Consider the following 24,309-nt stretch of genomic DNA (forward strand, 5'->3'; position numbering starts at 1 on the left):
CCTATCTCCCCGGCACGGAGGCGAGAGCGCTGGCGGCCTGCCGCGGGCGCGGCAAGGCGGAGAGAATGGCGGCGATGCGTCTGCCGGCGCTGCCGTCGCCATAGGGGTTGTGGGCTTGAGACATGCGCTGGTAAGCCGCCTGGTCGTCCAGCAAGGCGCTGGCGTGGCGGACGATAAGATCCGTTTCGGTGCCCACCAGCTTGGCGGTGCCGGCCGCGAGCGCTTCAGGCCTTTCCGTGGTGTCCCGGGTGACCAGAACCGGTTTGCCCAGCGCCGGCGCCTCTTCCTGTATGCCGCCGGAGTCGGTGATGATCAGGTGGCAACGGGCCATTAGGTAGACGAAGGGCAGGTATTGCAGCGGCTCGATCAGGTGAATGTTGCGCACCCGGGACAGCAGCGCGTACACCGGTTGGCGAACATTGGGATTCAAATGCACCGGGTAGACGATGTCCACGTCCGGGTAGCGTTCCGCCAATTGGACCAGCGCGCGGCAGAAGCTTTCGAACTTCTCGCCGAACTTCTCCCGGCGGTGGCCGGTGACCAGCACCACTCTCGCCTCCGGCCGCAGATAGGAGAAGGCGGCGGCGACGCCGGCCTTGAGTTCTGGCTGCTGCTCCAGCTTCTTCACCGTCAGCAGCAGGGTGTCGACGACGCTGTTGCCGGTGATGAAGATCCGCTCGGGGTCGACCTTTTCATTGCGCAGATTGAGACAAGACTCCTCTGTCGGGGCGAAATGCCAGGACGCCAGAATATCGGTGACGCGGCGGTTCATCTCCTCCGGCCAGGGGGAGTACAAGTCTCCGGTCCGCAAGCCCGCTTCCACGTGTCCAATCGGAATCCTGCGGTAAAACGCCGCCAGGCTGGCGCCCAGCGTGGTGGCGGTGTCGCCGTGCACCAGCACGACGTCGGGCTGGACTTCCTCCAGCACCTTGTCGACGGTTTCCACCAGTCTGGCGGTCAAAGAGGCCAAGCCCTGAGCCTGTTGCATCAGCTTCAGGTCGAAGTCCGGCTTGATCTCGAAAAAATCCAAGACCTGATCCAGCATCTCGCGGTGCTGGCCGGTCACGCACACTTTTGACGCCACGCCCGGGCAGTCTTGCAGCGCGTGGATCACGGGCACCATCTTGATGGCCTCCGGACGGGTGCCAAAGATTGTCAGTACAGTAAACATATTGTCTCCATTGCAGCGATTCCAGGGCCTTGATACGGCTGACTTTGTTTGTTTTGTTAAAACTACTGTTTTTGTTTGTTTAAATTAAGCTAGCACAGGTTTGGCTAGAAACAAAGTTAAATATTTGTTTAAATCAATTGGTTTAATATTGGCGAGTCAGTCGCCTGTTCGCCAGCGGGCCGAGGCCGTAGCGGATTGGGCGGATCCGCAGGCGTCGATCGCAGGATTCCGCCGGAATGCACCTGACCGAAGCGCTAGTGCCCGGGCCGGGATTACGGTGTGAAACTGCAATGGCATTTTTTTGTTAGCATGCGAGGACGTACGCATGGGGAGCGTTAAATCGTTTGGGAAGCGGACCTGAAGCGCCGGTGAGCGCGGTCGGCTTCAATCTGGGGAGTTGTGCCCATGGAAAAGAAACAATGTCTTCATTGCGGGTACTGGCGCGGCGACGCGCCGCGCGATAGGCGGGCGCCGGCTTACGCCTGCCCGCTGTGTCAGGCGCCTTATCAGGAAATGTATCCGCAGCCGTTGCCGCGGCGCGAGCCGGAAGCGGCGTCCCGGCTCAAATGGGCGCATGTGGGCGCGGTGATCGTCGTCCTGCTGGCCGGCGCGGCGGGCTTGACGTACATGGTCTGGCCCAGCCAGCAGCAGGCCGAGGCCAGGAACGAGGCGGAACTGAGGGAAATCGCCGGCGTGGTGTTGCCGGGCGCGGAGCAGGCGAAGGAGGAGCTGTGCGGCGGCGAGGCCTTCGCCGCCGGCGCTTTTTGCCGCTGGGCGCCGGAGCTGGCGGCGGTGGGGCGCCGGGCGACGCTGGCGCGGAACTGCATGGAGGTGGTCTCCGTCCGGATTCATCCGGGGAGCAAGAGCCCGGAACGGCCCGATTTCGCGGTGGGGTGCCGGGACGCCGCCGGGGAGATGATGGAAATGAGTTTCAACGAGGAGGACTTGAAGGCCGGCGGCGCGGCGCCGGCCGAGTAGGGCCAGTTCAAGTCTCGCGGGCCGGGCCTGGGGCGTAGCTTCGCCGTTTGAACAAGAGGGCGACGGCGATGAGCGCGGCCGGCAACAGCAGCATGCTGAAAATCCAGTCCGGGCGCACCTGCTGACGCATCAGCTCGGCGCCGGCCAGCACCCCGAAGATGGCGCCGCCGCGGCCGACGCCGTACATGCCGCCCACTCCGCTGGCGCGGCAGCGGGTTGGATAAAAGGCGGCGGACAGCGAGGCCAGCGCCGATTGCCCGCCGCCGGAAGCGAAGCCCATGCAGAACACCAGCAAGCCCAGCTGTCCGCCTTGCTCGCCCTGGGCGACGGCGGCGCCTATCGCCCAGGCCAGCAGGCCGGCGACGGCGAAGTTGGCCGCCAGCAGGCGGTGCGGCTCGGCGCGGCCCATCCACCAGCCCAGCAGAATGGAGCCGACGCCGCCGCCCAGCGGAAACAGCGCGCTGATCCAGGCGAAGCGGCTCAGCGAGAGGCCCGCCTCCTTCAACAGCAGCGGCATCCAGTTCACCACCAGGTAATAGATCAACATGCTCATGAAGCAGCTGAGCCAGAGCAGCAAGGTGCCGACCGTCAAGGGCCGGCTTAGCACCGCGCGCAGGCCGGCGCGCGGCGCGTCGCCGTCGTCGCCCAGGCGGAAAGCGACGGCTTGCTCCAGTTCCGGCGTGGCGGCGAGGCGGCGCAGCCGCGCTTTAATCTCGTTGACTGAGCGCCGGCGCGCCGCCAGATAGCGCACCGATTCCGGCAGCCAGCGGTATAGCGCCAGCGCCAGCAGCAGCGGGAACACCCCGCCCAGCCACAGCGGCGCGCGCCAGCCGTAAGAGGGAATCAGCCAGCCGGCGCACAGGCCTCCGGTGCCGGCGCCCAGCGGAAAGCCGCACAACATGGCGCTGACCAGCAGCGCGCGGCGTCGCGCCGGGCTGTATTCGGACAGCAGGGTGATGGTATTGGGCAGCGCCGCGCCCAGGCCGACGCCGGTGAACAGGCGGTAGACGGTGAGCGCGTTCAGCGAGTCCGCCGCCGCGGTCAGCAGGCTGCCGACGCCGAACAGCAGCGTCGACGCGATCACCGCGGGCTTGCGGCCCAGGCGGTCGGCCAGCGGCCCGCCCAGCAAGGCGCCGCCGGCCAGGCCGAACAGGGCGGCGCTGAGCGCCTGGCCCAGCTGCGGCTTGCTCAGCCCCCACTGCTCCATCAGCGCGGGCGCGATGTAGGACAGGGCCGCCAGGTCGTAGCCGTCGGCGAACATGACCAGAAAGCACAGCGTCAGCAAGACGGCGTGAAAGGGTCCCAGGCGGCTTTGGTCGATGAAGCGGTCAACATCCAGGGCGGCGGACATGGCGGCGTTCTCCCGGCGCGTCACAGCTTGACGCAGACATTGCTGATGTCGGAGTAGAAATCCAGCGAATGGCGGCCGCCTTCGCGACCGAGGCCGGACAGCTTGCTGCCGCCGAAGGGGGTGCGCAGATCGCGCGCGTACCAGGCGTTGACCCAGACGATGCCGACCTGGACGCGCCGCGCCAGCTTGTGGGCGCGGTCCAGCCGCTGAGTCCACAAGGCGCAGGCCAGGCCGTAGGGACTGTCGTTGACGCGGCGCAGGATCTCCTCATCGTCGTCGAAGGGCGCGATGTGGCAGACCGGGCCGAAGATTTCCTCGCGCACGCAGCGCGCGTGGTCAGGCAGGCCGGTCCAGATTGTCGGGCGCACATAAGCGCCTTGATCGCGCGCGTCGCCGAACTGCGGCGTTTCGCCGCCGGAGACCACCACCGCGCCTTCCTCGCGCGCCAGCGCGAAATAAGACAGTACCTTCTCGCGGTGCTGGCGCGACACCAGCGGGCCCAGGTCCACGCCGTCCTCGTCCGGATAGCCCAGTTTCAGGCCCTCGGCGCGGGTTTTCAGCGCGGCGACGAAGCGATCGAAGATAGGGCGCTCCACATAGACCCGCTCGGTGCACAGGCAGACCTGCCCGGTATTGAAGAAGGACGATCTGGCCACCCCGGCCACCGCCGCGTCGAAGTCGGCGTCGGCGAACACCACGGCGGCGTTCTTGCCGCCCAGCTCGAAGGAGATGTCCTTCACGCCGTCGGCCACCGCCTTCATGATGGCGCTGCCGGTGCGCGATTCGCCGGTGAAGGACACGGCGCTGATTTGCGGCGCGCGGGTCAGGTGTTCCCCGGCCGAGCCGGGGCCGAAGCCGTGCACCAGATTGAACACGCCGGCGGGAACGCCGGCCGCGTCCATCACCTCGGCCAGCAGGGCGGCCGACGACGGGGTTTCCTCGGAGGGCTTGCACACCACGGTATTGCCCATCGCCAGCGCGGGGCCCAGCTTCCAGGTCAGCAGCAATAGCGGCAGGTTCCACGGCGCGATCACCGCCACCACGCCCAGCGGCTTGCGCACGGTGTAGTTGAACAGCAGGCCGCCGTCGGCCTGCGGCGTTTCGCAGCAGTCGTCCACCTGGGCGACGGCGAGATCGGCGAAGGTCCGGAAATTGGCGATGGCGCGCGGCAGGTCCAAGGTGCACGCCAGGTGCAGCGGCCGGCCGGTGTCGGCCACCTCGGCGGCGACGAAGTCGTCGAAACGCGCCTGGATGCCGTCGGCCACCTTGTGCAGCAGCGCGGCGCGCTCCGGCGCGCTATAGCGGCCCCAGGGCCCTTGCAGCGCGTCGCTGGCGGCCTGGACGGCGCGGGCCACCTGGGCGGCGTCGGCTTCTACCGCCTGGTTCAACAGCCGGCCGTCCACCGGGCTGATATTGTCGAAGCGCTGGCCTTCCTCTTCGAATCGGCCATTGATGTACAGCGGCAGCAGGGCGGGGCGGCTCATGGTTTCTATCCTCGTCAACTGGGGTGGACGCCGCGGTCTTAGAACCTGTTTACGATCTGCTGTGCGTCGGCGATACGGCGTTGAAAATGGTTTCGAAATGCTCATGCACCGTCTGTACACTCCGCTGTCTCAACCGTTTTCGCCTTGTCTCGCCTTAGCTCGCGAGATCGTAAACACGTTCTTAAGGGGCGACGCAATATTGGCGAGTGTAGGAAAGGCGGCCTTGGGCGCGAAAATGAATAAATCGAGTCTTGCTATTCCCCGCGCTTATACCTGATCCGCCGCGTCCAGCGCGGCGGCGGCCAGTTTCAGGCTGTCTATCATCTGCCGGGCCGCCGGCGTCAGCGGCTTGTCGGCGCGCACCGAGTAGCCGACGGCGGTGGGCGGTCCCACCTCGTCCAGCGGCAGCACCGCCAGCAGCTTGGCGGCGGCGAAGCGGCGCGCCGCCAGCCGCGGCATCAGGCCCAGGCAGTCCGAATCCACCAGCAGATTGACATTGGTCAGCAAGGACAGCGATTCCAGCAGATTGTCCGGCAGCGGGAGGCCGGCGTCGTGGAAGAACTGCTCGGCCACCAGGCGGGCCGGCGAATCCGGCGGCGGCAGAATCCACGGCCAGTCGCGCAGTTCGGCGAGGCGGGACGGCGGCGCGGCCAGCAGCGGATGGTGGCCACCGGCCACGATGCACAGCCGGTTCAGATAGAGCGGCTGGTGGCGCAAGGGCAGTTTGCGGGTGAGCGGCGCTTCCGGGTCCGGCAGGCGGCCCACCACCAGGTCCAGTTCGCCGGCGGCCAGCGCCGGGAACAGATAATCCTGCGGTCCCTCGCGCACGGTGACCAGCAGCTTGGGCGCGTGGGCCTTCAGCCGCAGGATGGCCTGCGGCAGCAGGCTGGCGCTGGCGGAGATCTGGGTGCCGATGATGACATGGCCGCAAATGCCGCCCTTGAAGGCGTTGATCTCGTCGGTCAGATAGCGCAGCTCGGCGATCACCGCCTTGACGCGCTCGCCCAGCAGCAGCCCGTATTCGGTGGGCGTCACGCCGCGGTTGCCGCGCAGGAACAGCACCGTGTCCAGCTGCTGCTCCAGCTCGCGTATCGCCTTGGTCACCGCCGGCTGGGTCAGGTGCAGCTCGCGCGCGGCGCGGGCGATGGACTGGCAGCGCAGCACCCGGTCGAACACCAAGAGCGGCCGCAGCTTGAGCCGGTTCAACACCATATCGTGAACGGAAAAGGGCGTGAGAGGGTCCATCGGCGCTCCTGTGCGGTTGGGACGGCGCGGCAGAAGACTATGGCATAACTTTAGGGAATAGCAGAAGCCCGGATATTCATTTTCTCCTTATCGGCGCGCTCCATAGACTGAACGCGTCCCACTGATACGGCCGGTTTGGTCCGCGCCGGAGCGCTTGAATAAGGAGAACGCCTTGAGCCCAGTTCCACCATCCGCATTGCAAGCCGCCGCCGAGCAGCTGCGTCGCGCCGCCGACGCCGGCCAGCCCTGCGCGCCGGTGCGCGGCCTGCTCGGCGAGGGAGACGTCGACGCCGCCTATCAGGTGCAAACGCTGAATGTCCGGCATGCGCAGGCCCAGGGCCGGCGGCTGGTGGGCAGCAAGATCGGCCTGACCTCGGCCGCGGTGCAGCGGCAGCTGGGCGTGGCGCAGCCGGATTTCGGCCGCCTGTTCGCCGACATGGCGGTGTGCGACGGCGAGGAGATCGACAGCCGGCGGCTGCTGCAGCCCAAGATAGAGGCGGAAGTGGCGCTGCTGCTGGGGCGCGATCTGGACCATGACAAACATACGCTGGCCGATCTGTTCCGGGCGGTGGACGCGGTCTTGCCGGCGCTGGAGATCGTGGACAGCCGCATCGCCGGCTGGGATATCCGCATCAGCGACACCATCGCCGACAACGCGTCCAGCGGCCTCTTCGTGCTGGGCAACCGGCCGCGGCGGCTGGCCGACGTCGATCTGCTCGGCTGCGGCATGACGCTGGAGCTGCGCGGCGAGCCGGTCTCGGTGGGCGCCGGCGCGGCCTGTCTCGGCAATCCCTTATTGGCCGCGCTGTGGCTGGCGGACACGATGGCGCGGCGCGGCGAGCCGCTCAAGGCCGGCGACATCGTGCTGACCGGCGCCTTGGGGCCGATGGCGCCGGCGCGCGCCGGCGACGTGTTCACCGCCCGCATTCAGGGCCTGGGCGAAGTGTCGGCCCGCTTCGCCCCACTTCAGGGAGCATCCTCATGAGCCATCCCGCTCGCGTCAAAGCGGCCATCATCGGTTCCGGCAATATCGGTTGCGATCTGATGGTCAAACTCCTGCGTCACGGCCAGCAGCTGGAATTGGCCGCCATGATAGGCATCGATCCGGATTCCGACGGCCTGGCCCGCGCGCGCCGCCTGGGCCTGGCCACCAGCCACCAGGGCGTGGAAGGGCTGTTGGCCATGCCCGGCGCCGCCGACATCCGCCTGGTGTTCGACGCCACCTCGGCCGGCGCCCACGCGCGCCACGAACAGCTGCTGCGGCCGCGCGGCGTCCGGGTGATAGACCTGACGCCCGCCGCCATCGGCCCCCATGTGGTGCCGGCGGTGAACCTGGACGCGCACCTGGACGCGCCCAACATCAATATGGTCACCTGCGGCGGCCAGGCCACCATTCCCATCGTGGCCGCGGTGGCCGCGGCGACGCCGGTGTTCTACGGCGAAATCGTCGCCTCCATCGCCAGCAAATCCGCCGGCCCCGGCACGCGCGCCAATATCGACGAATTCACCGAAACCACCGCCCAGGCGATTGTCGGCGTCGGCGGCGCGCGCAGCGGCAAGGCCATCATCATCCTGAACCCGGCGGAGCCGCCGCTGATGATGCGGGACACGGTGTTTTGCCTGACCGCGCCGGCGGACCGGGACGCCATCGCCCGCTCGGTGGCCGCGATGGCGGACAAGGTCAGCGCCTATGTGCCCGGCTACCGGCTGAAGCAGGAGGTGCAGTTCGAGGCGCTGCCGGCGGCAGCGCTGACGGCCTATCCGGAACTGGCGCGGAGCGGCGGGCTCAAGGTGTCCGTCTTCATCGAGGTGGAAGGCGCGGCCCACTATCTGCCGGCCTACGCCGGCAATCTGGACATCATGACATCGGCGGCGATGGCCTGCGGCGAACGCGTCGCCGCCCGCCTGCTGCAAGCCTGAGGAGCCCGGCATGGACAAACTGTATATTTCCGACGTGACCCTGCGCGACGGCTCGCACGCGGTCCGTCACCGTTATTCGCTGGCCCAGGTGCGCGCCATCGCCGCGGCGCTGGACGCGGCCGGGGTGGATTCCATCGAGGTGGCGCACGGTGACGGCTTGGAGGGTTCCAGCTTCAACTATGGCTTTGGCGCCCATAGCGACGTGGAGTGGATCGCCGCGGCGGCCGAATCCGTGCGCAACAGCAAGATCGCCACCTTGCTGCTGCCCGGCATCGCCACCGTGCGCGCCTTGCGCGAGGCCTACGACGCCGGCGCGCGCATTGCGCGCATCGCCACCCACTGCACCGAGGCCGACATCGCCAGACAGCACATCGGCTACGCGCGGGAACTGGGCATGGACGCCGTCGGCTTTCTGATGATGTCGCACATGACCACGCCGCAGCGATTGGCCGAGCAGGCCAAGCTGATGGAAAGTTACGGCGCCCATTGCGTCTACGTGGTGGACTCCGGCGGCGCCCTGCTGATGCAGCAGGTGCGCGACCGCTTCCGCGCCTTGCGCGACGCGCTGCGGCCGGAGACGGAAACCGGCATCCACGCTCATCACAATCTGTCCCTGGGCGTGGCCAACAGCATTGTGGCGGTGGAAGAAGGCTGCCGCCGCGTCGACGCCTCGCTGGCCGGCCAGGGCGCCGGCGCCGGCAACGCGCCGCTGGAAGTGTTCATCGCCGCCGCCGAGCGCCTGGGCTGGAACCACGGCTGCGAGCTGATCCGGCTGATGGACGCGGCCGACGATCTGGTGCGGCCCACCCAGGACCGCCCGGTGCGGGTGGACCGCGAGACGCTGGCGCTGGGCTACGCCGGCGTCTACTCCAGTTTCCTGCGCCATGCGGAAACGGCGGCGGCGCAATACGGCTTGAAAACCCTGGACATCCTGCTGGAAGTGGGACGCCGTCGCATGGTGGGCGGGCAGGAGGACATGATAGTCGACGTGGCGCTGGACTTGCTCAAGGCCAAAGGAGGCGCGGCATGACGGACTTTGTTCAAAACTGCGCCCGCGAACTGGACATCGCGACCCAAACCGGCGAAGCCGTCGATCAACTGAGCGCGCGGCGGCCTTTCGATCTGGCGCAGGCCTATCGTATCCAGCAGGCCGGCATCGCGCTGCGCCAGCAGCGCGGCGAGCGCGCGCTGGGCTTGAAGCTGGGCTTCACCAGCCGGGCCAAGCGCGTGCAAATGGGCGTGGACGCGCTGATCTGGGGCGAGCTGACCGACGCCATGCAGCTGGCGGACGGCGGCGAGCTGGCGCTGGGCCGCCTGATCCATCCGCGGGTGGAGCCGGAAATCGCCTTCATCACCGCGCAGGAGATCTCGCGGCCGCTGTCCCTGGCCGAGGCCGGGCCGGCGCTGGCCGGCGTGGCGCCGGCGCTGGAAATCATCGATTCGCGCTACCGCGACTTCCGTTTCAGCCTGGAGGACGTGGTGGCGGACAACTGCTCATCGTCCCATTTCGTCGTCGGCCCGCTGAGCCCGCCGGACACGCCGCTGGACAATCTGGGCGTGACGCTGCGCTTCAACGGCAGGCCGGTGCAGCTGGGCAGCAGCGCCGCCATCCTGGGCCAGCCGCTGCGCGCGCTGATGGAAGTGTCCGCGCTGCTGCACGCGGAAGGGCGCACGCTGCCGGCCGGCTCCTTGCTGCTGGCCGGCGCGGCCACCGCGGCCGAGCCCTTGCGCGCCGGCCTGCACGTTGGCGTGGAGATCGCCGGCCTGGGCCGCTGCGAGTTTGAAACCGAAGGGAGCGCCGCATGAGCACCCAAGCCACCACCGTCAGCGGCAAGGCCGCGCCGCGCGGCCGCTTTCCGCACCTGAAGCGGGCCGGGGACTTCCTCTTTGTCTCCGGCACCAGTTCGCGGCGGCCGGACAACAGCATCGCCGGCGCCGAGTCCGACGCCATGGGCGCGACGCGGCTGGACATCGCCTTGCAAACCCGGGCGGTGATCGAGAATATCCGCGACATCCTGGCCACGGCCGGCGCCGGGCTGGCCGATGTGGTTGAAATCAGCGCCTACCTGGTGGATATGAACGATTTCGCCGCATACAACCGGGTTTACGCCGACTACTTCGATGAGGAAGGGCCGACGCGGACCACGGTGGCGGTGCATCAGCTGCCGCATCCGCATTTGCGCATTGAGATCAAGGCGATCGCCTACAAGCCGCTTTAAGAACGTATTTACGGCGGCGAGTAGGTTCTTTTAGGTGTAATCAAGCACAAGAGAAGGAGAGAGGAGATGGAACTGCAATACGGCATGCCGCTCAATCTGCTGGACTGGGCGCAGCGCAACCAGGGTCTGCTCAAGCCGCCGGTGTGCAATGCGGCCGTTTGGTCGGACGGCGACTACATCATCAATATGGTGGGCGGGCCGAATACCCGCACCGATTTTCACGACAACCCCACCGAGGAAATCTTCTACCAGATCCAGGGCAACGCCTATCTGGAGATATGGGACCGCGGGCGCTTCGATCGCATCGAGCTGCGCGAAGGCGACGCCTTCCTGTTGCCGGCCCACGTCATCCACTCGCCGCAACGGCCCGAGCCCGGCCTATGCCTGCTGGTGGAGAAGCCGCGGCCGGTCGGCCAGTACGACAGCCTGCAATGGTACTGCCCGGTCTGCGCCGCCGAGATCTGGCGTTTCTCCAAGCAGCTGGAAAGCCTGGTGGACGATCTGCCCAAGGCCTATCAGCTGTTTTACGCCTTGAGCGAGGACGAGCGCCGCTGCCGCCATTGCGGCACCGTCCACCCCGGCAAGGATTACGCCGCCTGGCACGAGTTGCGGCAGCGTTCCCGTCATTGAGCGCCCGTTCCATGACCGCCGCGTTCCCGCCCTGGCTCGCAAGACGGGAACCGATTCTTGAAGCAAGCCTAATTAACCGAGAAACGCAGCCATGATAGACATCCACTCCCATTTCTTCCCGCGGATCAGCCTGGCCGAGGCGGCCCGGCTGGACCCGCGGCGCGGGCCCTGGCTGGAGACCTCCGGCCGCAACGGGCAGATCATGGTGGGCGAGCAGCCGTTCCGGCCGGTGCACGACGCGCTTTGGGACGGCGCGCGCCGGCTGGCCTGGCTGGACGAGCAGGGCATAGACATCCAGATCATGTGCGCGACGCCGGTGATGTTCGCCTACGCCGCGCCGATAGAACGCGCCTTGCCTTGGGCGCAGCTGATGAACGACCGCGCGCTGGACATGGCGGCCATCGCGCCGCAACGCTTGAAAGTGCTGGCGCAAGTGCCCTTGCAGGACGTGGACGCCGCCTGCCGCGAAGCCAGCCGCGCCCGCGACGCCGGCCACATCGGCGTGCAGATCGGCAACCACGTTGGCGAGCGGGATCTGGACGACGCGGGCCTGCTGACGTTTCTCAGCCATTGCGCGGCCGAGAACATCCCGCTGCTGGTGCATCCATGGGACATGATGGGCGCCGGCGCGCGGATGAAGCGCTGGATGCTGCCCTGGCTGGTGTCGATGCCGGCGGAAACCCAGCTGGCCATCCTGTCGCTCATCCTGTCCGGCGCTTTCGAACGCCTGCCGGCCAGCCTGAAAATCTGTTTCGCCCACGGCGGCGGCAGCTTCGCCTATCTATTGGGCCGGGTGGACAACGCCTGGGAGCAGCGCGACATTGTGCGCGAAGACTGTCCGCGGCGGCCGTCCAGCTATCTGGACCGGTTTTACGTGGATTCCGCGGTGTTCGATCCCGGCGCGTTGCGGCTATTGATCGCCACCATGGGCGCGGAGCGGGTGATGCTGGGCTCGGACGCGCCCTTTCCGCTGGGCGAGCAGACGGTGGGCGGCCTGGTCCGCGAGACGGTGGCGGACGCCGAGATCCGCCGACGGCTGCTGGCGGACAATGCGCGGGCCTTCTTCAGTTTATAGGGCGGCTCAACTCAGCAGCCAGCCCAGCAACAAGCCGCCGAACAACAGCCATTTCAGCGCGTAATAGCCGAGGCGGCTCTGCGCCTTGATGCGCTTGCCGAACAGCCGCACCGCCTGCACATAGCGGAACAGGCGGTTGAGCGCGCCGGTGCGATCCCCGTCCTGATTGGGGGCGCTGGCGGCGCCCAGCAGCAGGCGGCTGAGCCGGCGGTTGAACCAGGCGGCGAGCCGGAAGCGCATCGGCCGTTCGATATCGCAGAACAGGATGATGCGCTGGTGCTTGGTGGCGTTTTCGGCGTGGTGCAAATAGGTTTCGTCGAACAGCACCGCCTCGCCGTCGCGCCAGCTATAGCGTTCGCCGTCCACTTCGATGTAGCAGGCCTCGCTTTGCGGCGTGGACAGGCCCAGGTGGAAGCGCACCGATCCGGCGAAGGGGTCGCGGTGGCGCACCAGGCGGCTGCCCGGCGGCAGGCTGGCGAACATCGCCGCCTTCACCGTGGGAATGCCCTCCAGCAAGGCGGTGGTGTACGGACACAGCTTGGCCGCGGACGGGTGCGGCTGGTCGTACCACTTGAGATAGAAGCGCTTCCAGCCGGTTTTGAAGAAGGAATTGAAGCCCAGATCGTCGTAACGGTCGGAGGCCTTGATCGCGCCGCCGTCGGACAGGGCCAGCGCCTCGGTGCGGATGCGCTGCCAGTTGTCGTTTAGGGTCCGCAATTCCGGAAACTGTTGCAAGGGCAAATAGGGGCGGGCCGGCAAGGTGGAGAACAAGTAGCAGAAGCAGTTGATCGGCGCCATGAAGGTGGAGTGATCGGTCAACTGCCGCCAGAAACCCAGACGTTGGCGGCCGCGATAGTGGATGTAGACGGTACAGAGCGCGAAAACGAGGAGGATGGAGAGTTTGATATACGGCATATGGGCTCGCCTGTGCATGGATATGCTCAATTTCAAGCAAATACCGGTTTTGGACGACTGGTAGTTGGGATAGTTTAGCAAAATCCTGCCGCCGCCGCCCCCCGCGGCGGGCCGCGCAAACGGCTGTATTGGGCCGGAAAACAGCCGAAACCGGCTGTGCCGGCCGCCGCATACGGCCGACACCCGCAAGGGGCGCTGCCTAGAATGGTTCGAGCGAGAACGGCCCCGCGCCGTCCCCGGCAATCATTCGCTTGCCGGGCCGCCCGACCAAGGAGCCTGCCCATGCATTTCACCCACGCGATCACCCGTTTGCCGGCCGACACCGTGGCCGGCGGCCTGACCACCGCCGATATCGGCGCGCCGGACCCGGCGCTGACCCGCGCCCAGTTCCGCGACTACGTGGACATTCTGCTGAGCCTGGGCCTGACCGTCAGCACGCTGCCGGCCCAGCCCGATTATCCCGACGCCCATTTCGTTGAAGACACCGCGGTGCTGATGCCGGAACTGGCGGTGCTCACCCAACCCGGCGCGCCGTCCCGCCGCGGCGAGGTGCGCAGCATCGCGCCCTTGGTGTCCCGCTTCCGTCACGCGGTGTGGATGGACGGCGACGCGCGCATGGACGGCGGCGACGTGCTGATGATAGACAAGCGCTTCTTCGTGGGCCTGACCAGCCGCACCAACGAGGCCGGGGTCAGCCAGTTCGCCGCCGCGGTGGAAAAGTTCGGCTATGTCGTCACCGCGGTGGAAGTCAGCGCCGGCCTGCATCTGAAATCCATCGTCAACTACGTGGGCCGCAACACGCTGATCCTGTCCGAAGACCGCGCCGACGATCCGGTGTTCCGCGGCTATCAGCAGATCGTGCTGGCCAGGGACGAGGAATACGCCGGCAACACCCTGTGGATCAACGACACCCTGATCACGCCCAGCGGCTACCCGGACACCCTGCGCAAGCTGAAGACGCTGGGCCTGCCCATCATCGAGACCGACACCAGCGAAATCCGCAAGATGGACGGGGGCTTGACCTGCATGTCCCTGCGCTTCTGAAAAACCGTTTCATTCGCCACCGGCCGCAGAGCCGGGAAGATTCAGAACCTGTCGCCGACGCGGAGCCGGCGAGGAACAGGCTCTCAAGGAGAAACCAGATGAAAACCATCAGCATCGCGCTCTTGCTGGCGCTGAGCGCCGGCCCGTCGCTGGCCAAGGACATCAAGCAAATCCGCTGGGGCGTGGACGGCGGCTATCCGCCCTTCGACGTGCTGGCGCCCAACGGCGAGATCACCGGCTTCGATCCGGACATCGCCAAAGCCGTCTGCGCCGAACTCAAGGCCCGCTGCGTCTTCGTCAAGCAGCCGTTCGACAGCATGATAGCCGCGCTCAACGCCAATAAGTTCGACGCCGTCATCGCCTCGCTGAACGTGACGGCGGAGCGGCGGAAGCAGGTGGATTTCAGCGACAAATACTACGCGTCCGCCTCGCAGCTGGTGGCGCGCAAGGGCAGCCCGCTGCGGCCCACGCCGCAGTCGCTGGCCGGCAAGACCGTGGGCGTGCAGTCCGGTTCGGTGCACGAACAGTACGCCAAGGCCAACTGGGGCGGCGGCAAGGTCAAGATCGTCACCTACGCCAACCAGGACAATGTCTACCTGGACCTGGCCTCCGGCCGCATCGACGCCGCCTTGCAGGACAATATCCAGGCCGAGACCAGCTTTCTGCGCACCGAGCGCGGCCGGCAGTTCGCCTTCGCCGGCCCCAAGCTGGGCGAGTCCAATCCGGTGGCCGTCGCGGTGCGCAAGAACGATCCGGAACTGAAGGCGGCGATCAACCGCGCCATCGCCGCCATCCGCGCCAACGGGGTGTACGAGGGGATACGCAAGAAGTACTTCGGCTTCGATATCTACCACTAAGCATCTGTTCATCGTCAGCTACGCGTCGCGGCGCGCGTACCGCTTCCATCCCTATCCACCCCCGGCCGGCGCCCGCCGGCCGCTTCCCCAAGGAGGGCGGCCATGGTGGCGTCCTATCTGCCCCTGTTGCTGAGCGGGGCCTGGCTCAGCCTGCGCGTGGCGCTGGCCGCGCTGGGGCTGGCCCTGTTGTTCGGCCTCGCCAACGCCTGCGTCAAGCTGTTCGGGCCGCGTTGGCTGCGGGCGGCGTCCATCGCCTACACCACGGTGATCCGCGGCATTCCGGAGCTGGTGATGATGCTGCTGCTGTTCTACGGCGGCGAGAAAGTCTTCAATCTGCTGCTGGCGGCCTTGGGGCTGCCGGCGGTGGAGTTCGACAAATTCCTGGCCGGGGTGCTGACCATAGGCTTCATCTTCGGCGCCTATTACACCGAAACCTTCCGCAGCGCCTTCCTGGCGGTGCCGCGCGGCCAGTTGGAGGCCGGCGTCGCCTACGGCATGCGGCCGTGGCGGCTGTTTCGGCGCATCCTGTTTCCGCAGATGCTGCGCCACGCCTTGCCCGGCATCAACAACAACTGGCTGGCGCTGATGAAGTCGGCGGTGCTGGTCTCGCTGATCGGCCTGGAGGACATGGCCTGGCTCGCCGAGCAGGCCGGCCGCGCCACCCAAATGCCTTTCCTGTTCTATTTCCTGGTCTGCCTGGTCTATTTGCTGTTCACCGCCGCCTCCGGCGGGGTGTTCCGCTGGCTGAGGCTGCGTTACAGCCGCGGCCTGCTTTGAGGGGGAAACGATGACGCTAGACGAAATCCTGCGCGCCTTGCCCAGCTATTTATGGGGAGAGGGCGGCCAATGGAGCGGGCTGGCGCTCACCGCCAAGCTGTTCCTGGTGTCCGGCGGCCTGGGCATGTTGTTGGCGGTGCTGCTGGCGCTGCTCAGGGTCTACGGCCCGGCGCCGCTGCGCTGGGCTGTGGCCGCCTTCAGCTATTTCTTCCGCGGCACGCCCTTGTTCATGCAGCTGATGCTGATCTATTACGGCGTGTCGCAATTCAGCTGGGTGATAGAAGGCTGGCAGGCGGAAGACCCGTTCTGGCTGCTGTTCCGCGACGCCACCTTCTGCGCCATCCTCGCCTATGTGTTGAACACCGCCGCTTACGCGCAGGAAATCCTGTCCGGCGCGCTCGCCGGCTACCCGCGCGAGGAAATCATGGCGGCGGAGGCCTTCGGCATGCCGCGGGCGCGGGTCATCCGCCGCATCGTCTTGCCCGGCGCGCTGCGGCGCTCGATACCGGTGCTGAGCAATGAAATGGTGTTTTTGCTGCACGCCACCGCCTTGTCGTCCACGGTCACGCTCTTGGACGTCACCGGCGTGGCGCGCGCCTTGTACGCGGCCACCTACGCGCCGTTTTTCCCTTTTCTGATGGCGGCGGCGATCTACCTGGGCTGCACCTTCGCGCTGCTGGCGGGCTTTCGTCAGGCGGAACGCCGCTGGCTGAAGTTCCTGCGGCCGCGCTCAGCCTAGCGCGCCGGCGCTGCGCTTGATCTCCTGCAGCTCGGTGATGGTGATGATCTTGTCGATCTTGAAGGCGGCGCTGTTCAGCCATTGCTCGGCCAGCTCGCGGTATTGCTGGATGTCGCGGCAGCCGACGCGCACCTGGAAATCGAAGCTGCCGGCCACCAGCCAGGCGTCCAGCACCGCCTCGCTGCGTTGCAGTTCCTTGATGAAGGCCTGCTGCGACAGCGCGTGATCGGCCAGCGCCACCTGGGCCACCACGATGACGGGGTAGGCCGGTTCCGGCAGCTGCACCACGGCGCGGTAGCCGCGGATCACGCCGGCTTTTTCCAGCCGGCGCACGCGCTCCAGGCAGGGCCGAGGCGTCAGGTTGACCTGCTCGGACAAACGTTGAAAGGACATGCGGCCGTCGGCTTGCAAAGCGGCGAGGATTTTCAGGTCGATACGGTCCAGGCTGGGTTTCTTGTCGTTCATGGCGGGTTTCAGGATGGATGGGCTGCCTGATGATTTGAGCCTCAGGCGCCGATAGTGTCAAGGCGGCGCGTCCAGCGTGGTTTTGATATTTCAATGACATGGAAAGGGAGGGCGTTTTATGGAGCTCGTCACCCAGGCGTTGCCGCAGGCCAGCATAGGCATGCGGCGCGAACTCTTGAGCCTGCATTACGGCCGGCGCGGCGCCGGGCCCAAGGCCTATTTGCAGGCCAGCCTGCACGCGGACGAACTGCCCGGCATGCTGGTGATCCACCATCTGCGCCGGCTGCTGGACCAGGCCGAAGCGGCCGGCCTGCTGCGCGGCGAAATCGTGCTGGTGCCGGCGGCCAATCCCATCGGGCTGGCCCAGGCGCTGTTGCAGCAGCAGCCCGGGCGTTTCGAACTGCGCAGCGGCGAGAATTTCAACCGCCGCTTCACCGATTTCCACCCGCTGCTGCGCCCCGGCCTGGAGGCCGGCCTTGGCGATGACGCCGCCGCCAATCTGCGGACGGTGCGCGCCCGGATGCGCGCCGCGCTGGACGCGCAAAGCCCGGTCACGGAACTGGAGGCGCTGCGCCTTGCCCTGAGCCGGCTGGCGCTGGACAGCGACCTGGTGCTGGACCTGCATTGCGACAGCCAGGCGCTGCTGCACGTGTACGCCGACGCGCCGTTCTGGCCGGCGCTGGAGCCGCTGGCGCGCTATCTGGGCGTGGCCGCGGCGGTCTTGAACGAGGCGCCGGGCGGCACGACTTTCGAGGAATCCTGCGGCCAGAGCTGGTGGCGGCTGGCCGGCGAACTGGGGCCGGCGCATCCGCTGCCGCTGGGCTGCGTGGCCGCCACGGTGGAACTGCGCGGGCAGGGCGATCTGGATCACGGCCAGGCGCGGCGGGACGCGGAGGCTTTGTACGCCTATCTGCAAAGCCGCGGCCACATCGCCGGCGCCGCGCCGGCCTTGCCGCCGCCGGTGCCCGCGCCATGGACCTGGCGCGGCATGACCAGCGTGAGCGCGCCCGCGCCCGGCCTGGTGCTGCGCCATTGCGCGGTCGGCGCGGAAGTGGAGCGCGGCCAGCCGCTGCTGGAGCTGATCGACCCGCTGGAAAACCGGGTCGTCCCGGTGCTCAGCCCGGCGGCGGGCCTGCTCTACGTCAGCCACCCGCTGCGCTACGCCCAGGCCGGCATGGAGCTGTGCCGCATTCTGGGCCGGGCCGACGCCGGCGCGCGCGTGTCGCTTGCTTGAACGTTTGCGTCATGTTTCCGGCATGGCCGCAACGCGTACTGTCAGTAGAATGATTTGCCGCCCGCGGGCGGCCATGCGAACCCCCACCCAAGAGCCGCCCACCATGCAAGCCCAAGCCATCGCCGCCGCCGACGCGCCGGCGCAAGAAAACCTGGAGCCCATCTGGCTCCGCGCCAGACAAGGCCAATTGGCCCGCGCCGTCGTGATGGTGCGTCCTCACGATTTCGCCTTCAATGAACAAACCGGCGCCGACAATGTGTTCCAGCACCGGCTGCAACTGCCGCCGGCCCAGGTTACCGCGCGGGCGCTGGCGGAATTCGACGCCATGGCGCAGCGGCTGCGCGACCGCGGCGTTGAAGTGCTGGTGCTGGAAAAAAGTCCGGACGGCTATCCAACCCCGGACGCGGTGTTTCCCAACAACTGGTTCAGCACCAGCGTGGACGGCAGCCTGCACGTCTACCCGATGCACACGCTGAACCGCCGCCGGGAACGGCGGGTGGAGGAGCTGTGCCAATTGCTGCTGAGCCACGGCTACGAGGTGGAGCAAGTGGTGTGGGCCGGCCATCCGCTGGAAGAGGAACTGATCCTGGAAGGCACCGGGGTGATGGTGTTCGACCATCCGCGCAAGCGCGTGTACGCGGCGCGCTCGCAGCGCTGCCATCCGGGCGCGCTCTACCGTTACGCGCGCCGGCGCGGCCTGGAAGCGGTGCACTTGTTCGACACCGTGGACAGCCGCGGCGTGCCCATCTACCACACCAATGTGATGATGAGCGTGGGCGAGGGCTTCGCGGTGATCTGCTCCGAAAGCCTGCACCGGCCGGAGCAGCGGCGGCAAGTGCTGAGCGCGCTGAGCGAACACCACGAGGTGCTCGACATCAGCCTGGCCCAGGTGGAGCGCAGCTTCTGCGGCAATATTCTGCAACTGCGCGGCGTCGGCGGCCAGCCGCTGATCGCGATGTCGGAGCAGGCCTGGAACGGTTTCACGCCGGCGCAGCAAAGAACGCTGGAGCGCCACGGGCAGCCGGTGGTCAACCCCATTCCCACCATAGAGGCGGTGGGCGGCGGCAGCTGCCGCTGCATGCTGGCCGAGTTGTTCCTGCCGCGCGTCTGCTAGCGGGCGCGGCGCGCCTCGTCCGGCAGGCCGGTGGCCGGGTCCAGCAGCTTGGCCTCGGCCAGTGCGCGCAGCCGCTCCTCGCTGGGCGCCGGCGGCGCGACGCCGGCCTCGTGGTCGCGCAGCCACTGGATCTTGCCGTCCCAGGCCGGCAGCGGCGCCGGCGGCAGCGGCACGATGTCGTCGATATCGGGCACGGTGGGCTGGCGGTAGGACCAGTCGCCCAGAGTCTTGCTGATGATCTTGTAGCGGCGGCTGCGCTCGGCGTCATAGGCCAGGCCGAGGTCATTCAGATCACCGGAGCCCGGAGCGAGAAAGGATTTGCGTAATGCATTGGCCGCAATGTCATTGCCCGCCTTGACCGCCAACTGGTAGTACTTCAGCGCTTGGCCCCTATCTTTGTCGTTTAGATAGGTTGCATATTCCCCCGCAGCCTTGGCATGGCCCTGTTCGGCGGCGCAGCGGTACATCTGCCAGCCAATTGGGAATGCCGGATGGTCCGGCCCCAGCCAAGTCAGCTTGTCGCCGACATAGTATTGCGCCTGCGGATTGCCAAGGTCGGCGGCCTTGCGGAAGTAGCGCAGCGCCAGTTCGTCATTGGCGGAATAGCCGAAGCCGCTGTTGACGTAGACGCCGAGCAGGTAGTAGCCGGCCGGGGCCTGGGCGGCGATCAACTGGTCGTTGAGGTCCAGCACCCCGATGACGCTGCCGTCGAAATCGCCGCGGCGCAGGCCGTTTTGCAGATTGTAATTGGCCTTGATGTGGCCATGGGCGGCGGCGATGCGGTAGAGCCGGGCGATTTCGACGTTGGCGCTGGCCTGCGGGTCCAGCAGATTGTTCTTTTGCATAAAGCGCGCGTATTCAAAGATCTGTTGCAGTTCAGGGTCCGGCGCCGGGCTGGCGTCGGCCTCGTAGCGGCAGCTAAAAGCCAATTTGGTGTCGATGTTTCCGGCATCGGGCAGCATGCGGGTCTGCTGGCCGCAGGCGGATAAGGCCAGGAGCAGGAGCAGCCCGCCTAGTGTTGGTGGCCGTGACAGAACCCGTGCGGTCTTTGGGGGCGCGGGAACACCGGGCCACACATGGACTACCCGCACCGCGCGGGTCCATGCCGCGGTGGCTAAATCGGTTTTGCGCCGGGCTTGGCGGTGGTTCATTTCGCGGTCTCCCCGGTCAGGCCGGCAGGTGGTAGCGCACCAGCTCCCACTCCACGGCGGCCGGCCGGTAGACCAGCCATGCATCGCCAAACCATTGCTTCCACCACGGCAGCGGGTAGGCGACATTCAACTGCGGCAGTGGCTGGCCGGCGGAGCAAAGCGTGGTCGGGTGTTCGCTGGCCCAGGGCACGCAGCCCTTGGGCGCTAGCGGCCGCCAGTGGGCGGCGACATTGGGCACGTCGCCCGTCTGGCGGCGGCTGAACAGCGGCAGCGCGTCGGCAAAGGGCGGAGTGCGTTCGGCGCGGCGGCGCGCCTCGTCGGCGGCGGCTTGTTTGTCGGCCGCGATCCGGGCGCGGCGCGCCTCGTCTGGCAGGCCGGTGGCCGGGTCCAGCAGCTTGGCCTCGGCTAGTGCGCGCAGTCGTTCCTCGCTGGGCGCCAGCGGGGCGACGCCGGCCTCGTGGTCGCGCAGCCACTGGATCTTGCCGTCCCAGGCCGGCAGCGGCGCTGGCGGCAGCGGCACGATGTCGTCGAGCTCTGGCACGGTCGGTTGGCGGTAGGACCAGTCCCCCAGAATCTTGCTGATGATCTTGTAGCGGCGGCTGCGCTCGGCGTCATAGGCCAGACCCAAAGTGCCGGCGGCATTGGGTGGAGGGGCCAGAAATTGCTCATATAGGCTATATGCTGAAATATCATCTCCAGCCTTGACCGCCAGTTGGTAGTACTTCAGCGCCTGGGCGTTGTCCTCACCTTTGGCCCAGGTGCCAGCTTCGCCGGCGGCCTTGGCATGGCCCTGCTCGGCGGCACAGCGCTTCATCTGAAGCCCAATCTTTTGAATCTCACGCTGGCCGATAAAACCCATTACCAGCTTGTCGCCGACATAGTATTGCGCCTGCGGATTGCCGAGGTCGGCGGCCTTGCGGAAGTAGCGCAGCGCTAGCTCCGGGTTGGCGTCATAGCCGAAGCCGCTGTTGATGTAGACGCCGAGCAGGTAGTAGCCGGCCGGGGCCTGGGCGGCGATCAACTGGTCGTTGAGGTCCAGCACCTCGATGACGCTGCCGTCGAAATCGCCGCGGCGCAGGCCGTTTTGCAGATTGTAATTGGCCTTGACGTGGCCATGGGCGGCGGCGATGCGGTAGAGCCGGGCGATTTCGACGTTGGCGCTGGTTTGCGGGTCTAGCAGATTGTTCTTTTGCATAAAACGCGCGTATTCAAAGATTTGCTGCAATTCCGGCTCCGGCGCCGGGATGGCGTCGGCCTCGTAGCGGCAACTAAAAGCCAATTTGGTGTCGATGTTTCCAGCATCGGGCAGCATGCGGGTCTCCTGGCAGGCGGTGAGCAAGAGGGTGAACAGGGCGAGGGGTAGCAGGCGGCGCATCGCTTAGTCCAGATTGCTGACGTCGGGGCTGTCGCGGTAGAACTCGACCAGCGGGGCGACTGGCGGTTTGCCGTCACCTTGGGCTTTTTTGTTGTCCTTGATCAGGTCTCCCCACTTTTTGAAAGCTTCTTCGACATCCTGCTGTGCCCCCCAGGGTTGTTTGGTTTTAGTGTCCCGTGTGTGCTGGCTCCACAGCTGCAGCCGGAGAGCCTTGGTTAGCGCCCCGTTCTGGTGGGCGATATTCAGCTCGCTGTCCACCTGCATGCTGCGGGTGTTGAGATTGGCCGAGCCCAGGGTGGTGAACACATCGTTGATCAGCGTCAGCTTGCTGTGGATGTAGACCGGCACCCAGCTGGCCGGCCGGGTCAGCTGGCGGCGCGGCGGCAGGCCCAGGCTGCGTTCGCGCGGGCTGCGCGTGTCGATGTAGGCGGCCGGGGTGTAGGGCGGGGAGTCTGGCGCCACCAGGGTGCAGACATGGATTTTGAGGCCGGGGCGCGGCTGCGGGGCGATGGTTTGCGGCTGGCCGGTGCGCTTTGCCTGGCGGCTGGCTTCCTGGCTGGCTTTCAGGGCGGCTTCCGCCTGGCGCAGCGCCTGCTCGGCGTCGGCCTGCCGTTTTTGTAGGTCCAGGTAATAGCCGGGGTTGATGCCGCCGGCCGGCAGCGTACCCGCCGTGCGGCTTTCCAGCGCGATGTCGGCGTGTCGCTTGCGCGCCGCCTTCCACTGATTATGGCGCCAGTCCAGTTCCTGGCTGCGGCTGACATTGGGGATCAGTTCGGCGCGGCCCAAGGTGTCCAGCATGCGGTAGGTGTTGAGGGTGCCGGGGCCGACGCCCTCGTCGGAGGCGTTGGTGACCACGAACACATGCAGTTGGCCGTGCTTGCCGTCGCGGCCATGGCGGGTCAGGTTGTAGGCGACGTCGTTGATCTTGTCGGCCAGCGCCGGCCAGCGGAAGTACTGGTTTTCGAAGTAGAGGTAGCTCAGCGCGTTGTTGACCGCCTGCAGATACATGCTCTCAATGTCCTGGATGCCTGTTTTGCCGCTGAGCGGGTGGCGCTGCTGCGGCTGGGTGCGCAGGATTTGCAGCATGCATTTGCCCTTGGGGTCGATGTCGGTGCGTAGCGGCAGCCGCGGGTGGACGTCCTTGGCCTTGCGCAGGGCGAGCAGGTCTTCGCCGGTTTCCTGTTGCCAGGCCTGGGCGAAGTTGTGGTGCAGGTGTTGGAGGATGGGGCCGGAGACGCGGCTGGAGATGTCCTGGCGAGGGCTGGCGCCGTTGCGGCCTTGATCGGGCGGGTGAACCCTGACACTGTGGGCCGGGGTGTCCCAGTACTCGTCCAGCATGTTATGGCCCATGACGAAGCCGTAGGCGAGCGTGGGGTCGTCCATGTCGATCAGCACCATCTTCTGGTGATGGGTGGGCACGGCGGCGGACATCAGCTGCTGGCTGATGTCGGTGGGGGACTGCGCGCGGTAGCGCGCGGCGTGGAAGATTTCCAGCTGCTCCATCGCGCCGAAGCCGCGGCCGATGAAACGCAGCTTGCGCTGGCGGGCGGCTTGCTGTTGCCGCTGCTGGCGCTGGAGGCGAGCCTGCAAGGTGTGATCGGAGCCTTCGGGCAGCGACAGATCAAGCGCATGGCGTTGGTACCATGCCTTGTCGTACTGGTATTGCTTGTCGTCGGCGGTATGTTTGCGCGCGCCGAAGGGGGCGTCCTTGGTGCGGGCCTTGATGCGCAAGTCTCCCTTGCCGACCAGATTGGGTTCGCCGGCGAAGCCGGTGACATTGATGCCGAAGGGTTCGAAGGCCCAGCCGAGGACGCGGACGTCGACGCCGGCGGCGGCTTTTTGCTCCAGCAGTTGGCCGATGGGGGGCTGTTTGCCGTCGCGGATGAAGTGCATGGAGGGTTGGAAGCCCCAGCAGATGATGTCGACGCTGCGGCGGGCCTGGGCGATGGCGCGGTGGACGGCGTCGAAGGCGGCCTGGCCGCAATTGAGCGGCAGGAAGGTGCCCCACTGGGCATCGTATTCGGCGTTGGACACGATCCATTCGCAGTGGAAGGTGGCGTCGCGGGTTTGCTTGAGGTTGAGCGGGCAGTAATAAGCTTTGCTCATTTCGCGTCTCCGCTGGCGTCGGGGGGCGGCGGGAAGAGCAGCCGGGCATAGCGCCGGCGCAGGTTTTGGGCATCGCCGTCTTCATTGGCGCGGGAGATGTTGTAGTCCTGCGGGTGCAATCCCAGATTGGCCAGCGGGTCCTGTTCATCGTCCTGGTATTGAGTGAGTACCGGGAGGATGACGGTTGCGCCATTGGCCAGGCGCACGCTGTAGCGGGCGGTGACGGCGTCATGGGCGATGGCGAGGCGGCCTTGGGCGTCCAGCACGCCGCGGCTGACTTCCTGGCCGTCGGCCAGCAGAGTATAGGGCATGCCGGCCAACTGGGCCGCGGCTTCCGGCCCCTGGCTCAATTTCAGCCGCAGCGGCTCCTTGAACAGGGTCTTGGGGTAGGCGGGATGGCTGACTTGCAGCTGGTCCGGCCCGGTGACGGTCCAGTTTCGCGCCTTGACGGTGTGGTTG

The 24,309-nt window shown here is 66.9% G+C and carries 23 protein-coding genes and 1 pseudogene; 14 read left to right on the forward strand and 10 right to left on the reverse strand.

The features are described 5' to 3' along the window. Nucleotide 1: 1 nt before the first annotated feature. Entirely contained in the window at nt 2-1,171 is a 1,170-nt protein-coding gene (gene wecB, locus DB032_RS07490; RefSeq protein WP_107798923.1) for a non-hydrolyzing UDP-N-acetylglucosamine 2-epimerase, read from the reverse strand. A gap of 405 nt (nt 1,172-1,576) precedes the next feature. Between wecB and DB032_RS07495 the strand changes: the two genes are divergently transcribed. Beyond that, nucleotides 1,577-2,149: a hypothetical protein gene (locus DB032_RS07495; protein ID WP_107798924.1), complete on the forward strand. Its 573-nt coding sequence runs from the start codon at nt 1,577-1,579 to the stop codon at nt 2,147-2,149. A 7-nt stretch (nt 2,150-2,156) separates the two neighbouring features. Here the strand turns inward: DB032_RS07495 and DB032_RS07500 are convergent, their stop codons facing one another. From DB032_RS07500 to DB032_RS07510, 3 genes are all read right to left on the reverse strand, one after another. Continuing rightward, the gene (locus tag DB032_RS07500) at nt 2,157-3,500 is read right to left on the reverse strand and encodes an MFS transporter (protein WP_107798925.1); all 1,344 of its coding nucleotides are present in this window, start codon (nt 3,498-3,500) and stop codon (nt 2,157-2,159) included. 20 nt (nt 3,501-3,520) lie between these two features. Then, nucleotides 3,521-4,984, reverse strand: a complete 1,464-nt coding sequence (locus DB032_RS07505; RefSeq protein ID WP_107798926.1) for a 2-hydroxymuconic semialdehyde dehydrogenase — start codon at nt 4,982-4,984, stop codon at nt 3,521-3,523. A 267-nt stretch (nt 4,985-5,251) separates the two neighbouring features. Continuing rightward, entirely contained in the window at nt 5,252-6,229 is a 978-nt protein-coding gene (locus tag DB032_RS07510; protein ID WP_107798927.1) for a LysR substrate-binding domain-containing protein, read from the reverse strand. A gap of 172 nt (nt 6,230-6,401) precedes the next feature. On the opposite strand from DB032_RS07510, the gene DB032_RS07515 reads away from it, so the two are divergent. The 7 genes from DB032_RS07515 (at nt 6,402) to DB032_RS07545 (ending at nt 12,073) form a co-directional block, all read left to right on the forward strand. Next, nucleotides 6,402-7,214: a 2-keto-4-pentenoate hydratase gene (locus DB032_RS07515; protein WP_107798928.1), complete on the forward strand. Its 813-nt coding sequence runs from the start codon at nt 6,402-6,404 to the stop codon at nt 7,212-7,214. Continuing rightward, nucleotides 7,211-8,149 (forward strand): acetaldehyde dehydrogenase (acetylating), encoded by a 939-nt coding sequence (locus tag DB032_RS07520; protein ID WP_107798929.1) that lies wholly within the window; start codon nt 7,211-7,213, stop codon nt 8,147-8,149. The genes DB032_RS07515 and DB032_RS07520 overlap by 4 nt, the downstream gene beginning before the upstream one ends. 10 nt (nt 8,150-8,159) lie before the next feature. After that, nucleotides 8,160-9,179 carry a 4-hydroxy-2-oxovalerate aldolase gene (gene dmpG, locus DB032_RS07525; RefSeq protein WP_107798930.1) on the forward strand — a complete coding sequence of 340 codons (1,020 nt, stop codon included), beginning with the start codon at nt 8,160-8,162 and terminating at the stop codon, nt 9,177-9,179. Beyond that, nucleotides 9,176-9,955, forward strand: coding sequence for a 2-keto-4-pentenoate hydratase (locus DB032_RS07530; RefSeq protein ID WP_107798931.1), 780 nt, complete (start codon nt 9,176-9,178; stop codon nt 9,953-9,955). The genes dmpG and DB032_RS07530 overlap by 4 nt, the downstream gene beginning before the upstream one ends. Next, on the forward strand, nt 9,952-10,368 hold the full coding sequence (locus DB032_RS07535; protein WP_107798932.1) for a RidA family protein: 417 nt from the start codon (nt 9,952-9,954) through the stop codon (nt 10,366-10,368). Before DB032_RS07530 ends, DB032_RS07535 begins: the two co-directional genes overlap by 4 nt. A gap of 66 nt (nt 10,369-10,434) precedes the next feature. Continuing rightward, nucleotides 10,435-10,998: a 3-hydroxyanthranilate 3,4-dioxygenase gene (gene nbaC, locus DB032_RS07540; protein ID WP_107798933.1), complete on the forward strand. Its 564-nt coding sequence runs from the start codon at nt 10,435-10,437 to the stop codon at nt 10,996-10,998. 91 nt (nt 10,999-11,089) lie between these two features. After that, entirely contained in the window at nt 11,090-12,073 is a 984-nt protein-coding gene (locus DB032_RS07545) for an amidohydrolase family protein (protein ID WP_107798934.1), read from the forward strand. Nucleotides 12,074-12,079: 6 nt separating this feature from the next. Here DB032_RS07545 and DB032_RS07550 read toward each other — a convergent pair whose 3' ends face one another. Beyond that, a complete protein-coding gene (locus tag DB032_RS07550) occupies nt 12,080-12,988 on the reverse strand; it encodes an aspartyl/asparaginyl beta-hydroxylase domain-containing protein (protein WP_199225841.1) in 909 nt (302 codons plus the stop codon). A gap of 282 nt (nt 12,989-13,270) precedes the next feature. Between DB032_RS07550 and DB032_RS07555 the strand changes: the two genes are divergently transcribed. From DB032_RS07555 to DB032_RS07570, 4 genes are all read left to right on the forward strand, one after another. Next, nucleotides 13,271-14,032, forward strand: a complete 762-nt coding sequence (locus DB032_RS07555) for a dimethylarginine dimethylaminohydrolase family protein (protein WP_107798935.1) — start codon at nt 13,271-13,273, stop codon at nt 14,030-14,032. Nucleotides 14,033-14,130: 98 nt separating this feature from the next. Next, nucleotides 14,131-14,889 (forward strand): transporter substrate-binding domain-containing protein, encoded by a 759-nt coding sequence (locus tag DB032_RS07560; protein ID WP_107798936.1) that lies wholly within the window; start codon nt 14,131-14,133, stop codon nt 14,887-14,889. Between the two features lie 102 nt (nt 14,890-14,991). Next, nucleotides 14,992-15,666, forward strand: coding sequence for an ABC transporter permease (locus tag DB032_RS07565; RefSeq protein ID WP_107798937.1), 675 nt, complete (start codon nt 14,992-14,994; stop codon nt 15,664-15,666). Between the two features lie 10 nt (nt 15,667-15,676). Beyond that, entirely contained in the window at nt 15,677-16,405 is a 729-nt protein-coding gene (locus DB032_RS07570) for an ABC transporter permease (protein ID WP_107798938.1), read from the forward strand. Here DB032_RS07570 and DB032_RS07575 read toward each other — a convergent pair. Then, nucleotides 16,397-16,870, reverse strand: coding sequence for an Lrp/AsnC family transcriptional regulator (locus DB032_RS07575; protein ID WP_107798939.1), 474 nt, complete (start codon nt 16,868-16,870; stop codon nt 16,397-16,399). The two genes, DB032_RS07570 and DB032_RS07575, sit on opposite strands and share 9 nt — an antisense overlap. A gap of 118 nt (nt 16,871-16,988) precedes the next feature. On the opposite strand from DB032_RS07575, the gene DB032_RS07580 reads away from it, so the two are divergent. Then, nucleotides 16,989-18,104, forward strand: a complete 1,116-nt coding sequence (locus tag DB032_RS07580; RefSeq protein WP_107798940.1) for a succinylglutamate desuccinylase/aspartoacylase family protein — start codon at nt 16,989-16,991, stop codon at nt 18,102-18,104. 103 nt (nt 18,105-18,207) lie between these two features. Next, nucleotides 18,208-19,218, forward strand: a complete 1,011-nt coding sequence (locus DB032_RS07585; protein ID WP_107798941.1) for an arginine deiminase-related protein — start codon at nt 18,208-18,210, stop codon at nt 19,216-19,218. Here DB032_RS07585 and DB032_RS07590 read toward each other — a convergent pair. The 4 genes and pseudogenes from DB032_RS07590 to DB032_RS07605 all read right to left on the reverse strand — a co-directional run. Next, entirely contained in the window at nt 19,215-20,180 is a 966-nt protein-coding gene (locus DB032_RS07590; RefSeq protein ID WP_158274258.1) for a DUF6396 domain-containing protein, read from the reverse strand. The two genes, DB032_RS07585 and DB032_RS07590, sit on opposite strands and share 4 nt — an antisense overlap. A 205-nt stretch (nt 20,181-20,385) precedes the next feature. Next, complete coding sequence (locus tag DB032_RS07595; RefSeq protein ID WP_146176604.1) at nt 20,386-21,744, reverse strand: DUF6396 domain-containing protein; 1,359 nt, start codon at nt 21,742-21,744, stop codon at nt 20,386-20,388. A 3-nt stretch (nt 21,745-21,747) separates the two neighbouring features. Next, entirely contained in the window at nt 21,748-23,850 is a 2,103-nt protein-coding gene (locus DB032_RS24795) for a phospholipase (RefSeq protein ID WP_107798944.1), read from the reverse strand. Next, nucleotides 23,847-24,309 (reverse strand): annotated as a pseudogene (locus DB032_RS07605) (hypothetical protein); the annotation flags it as partial. The pseudogene DB032_RS07605 and the gene DB032_RS24795, both read right to left, overlap by 4 nt.

It is taken from the genome of Chromobacterium sp. Panama, assembly GCF_003052555.1.
GTDB lineage: Bacteria > Pseudomonadota > Gammaproteobacteria > Burkholderiales > Chromobacteriaceae > Chromobacterium.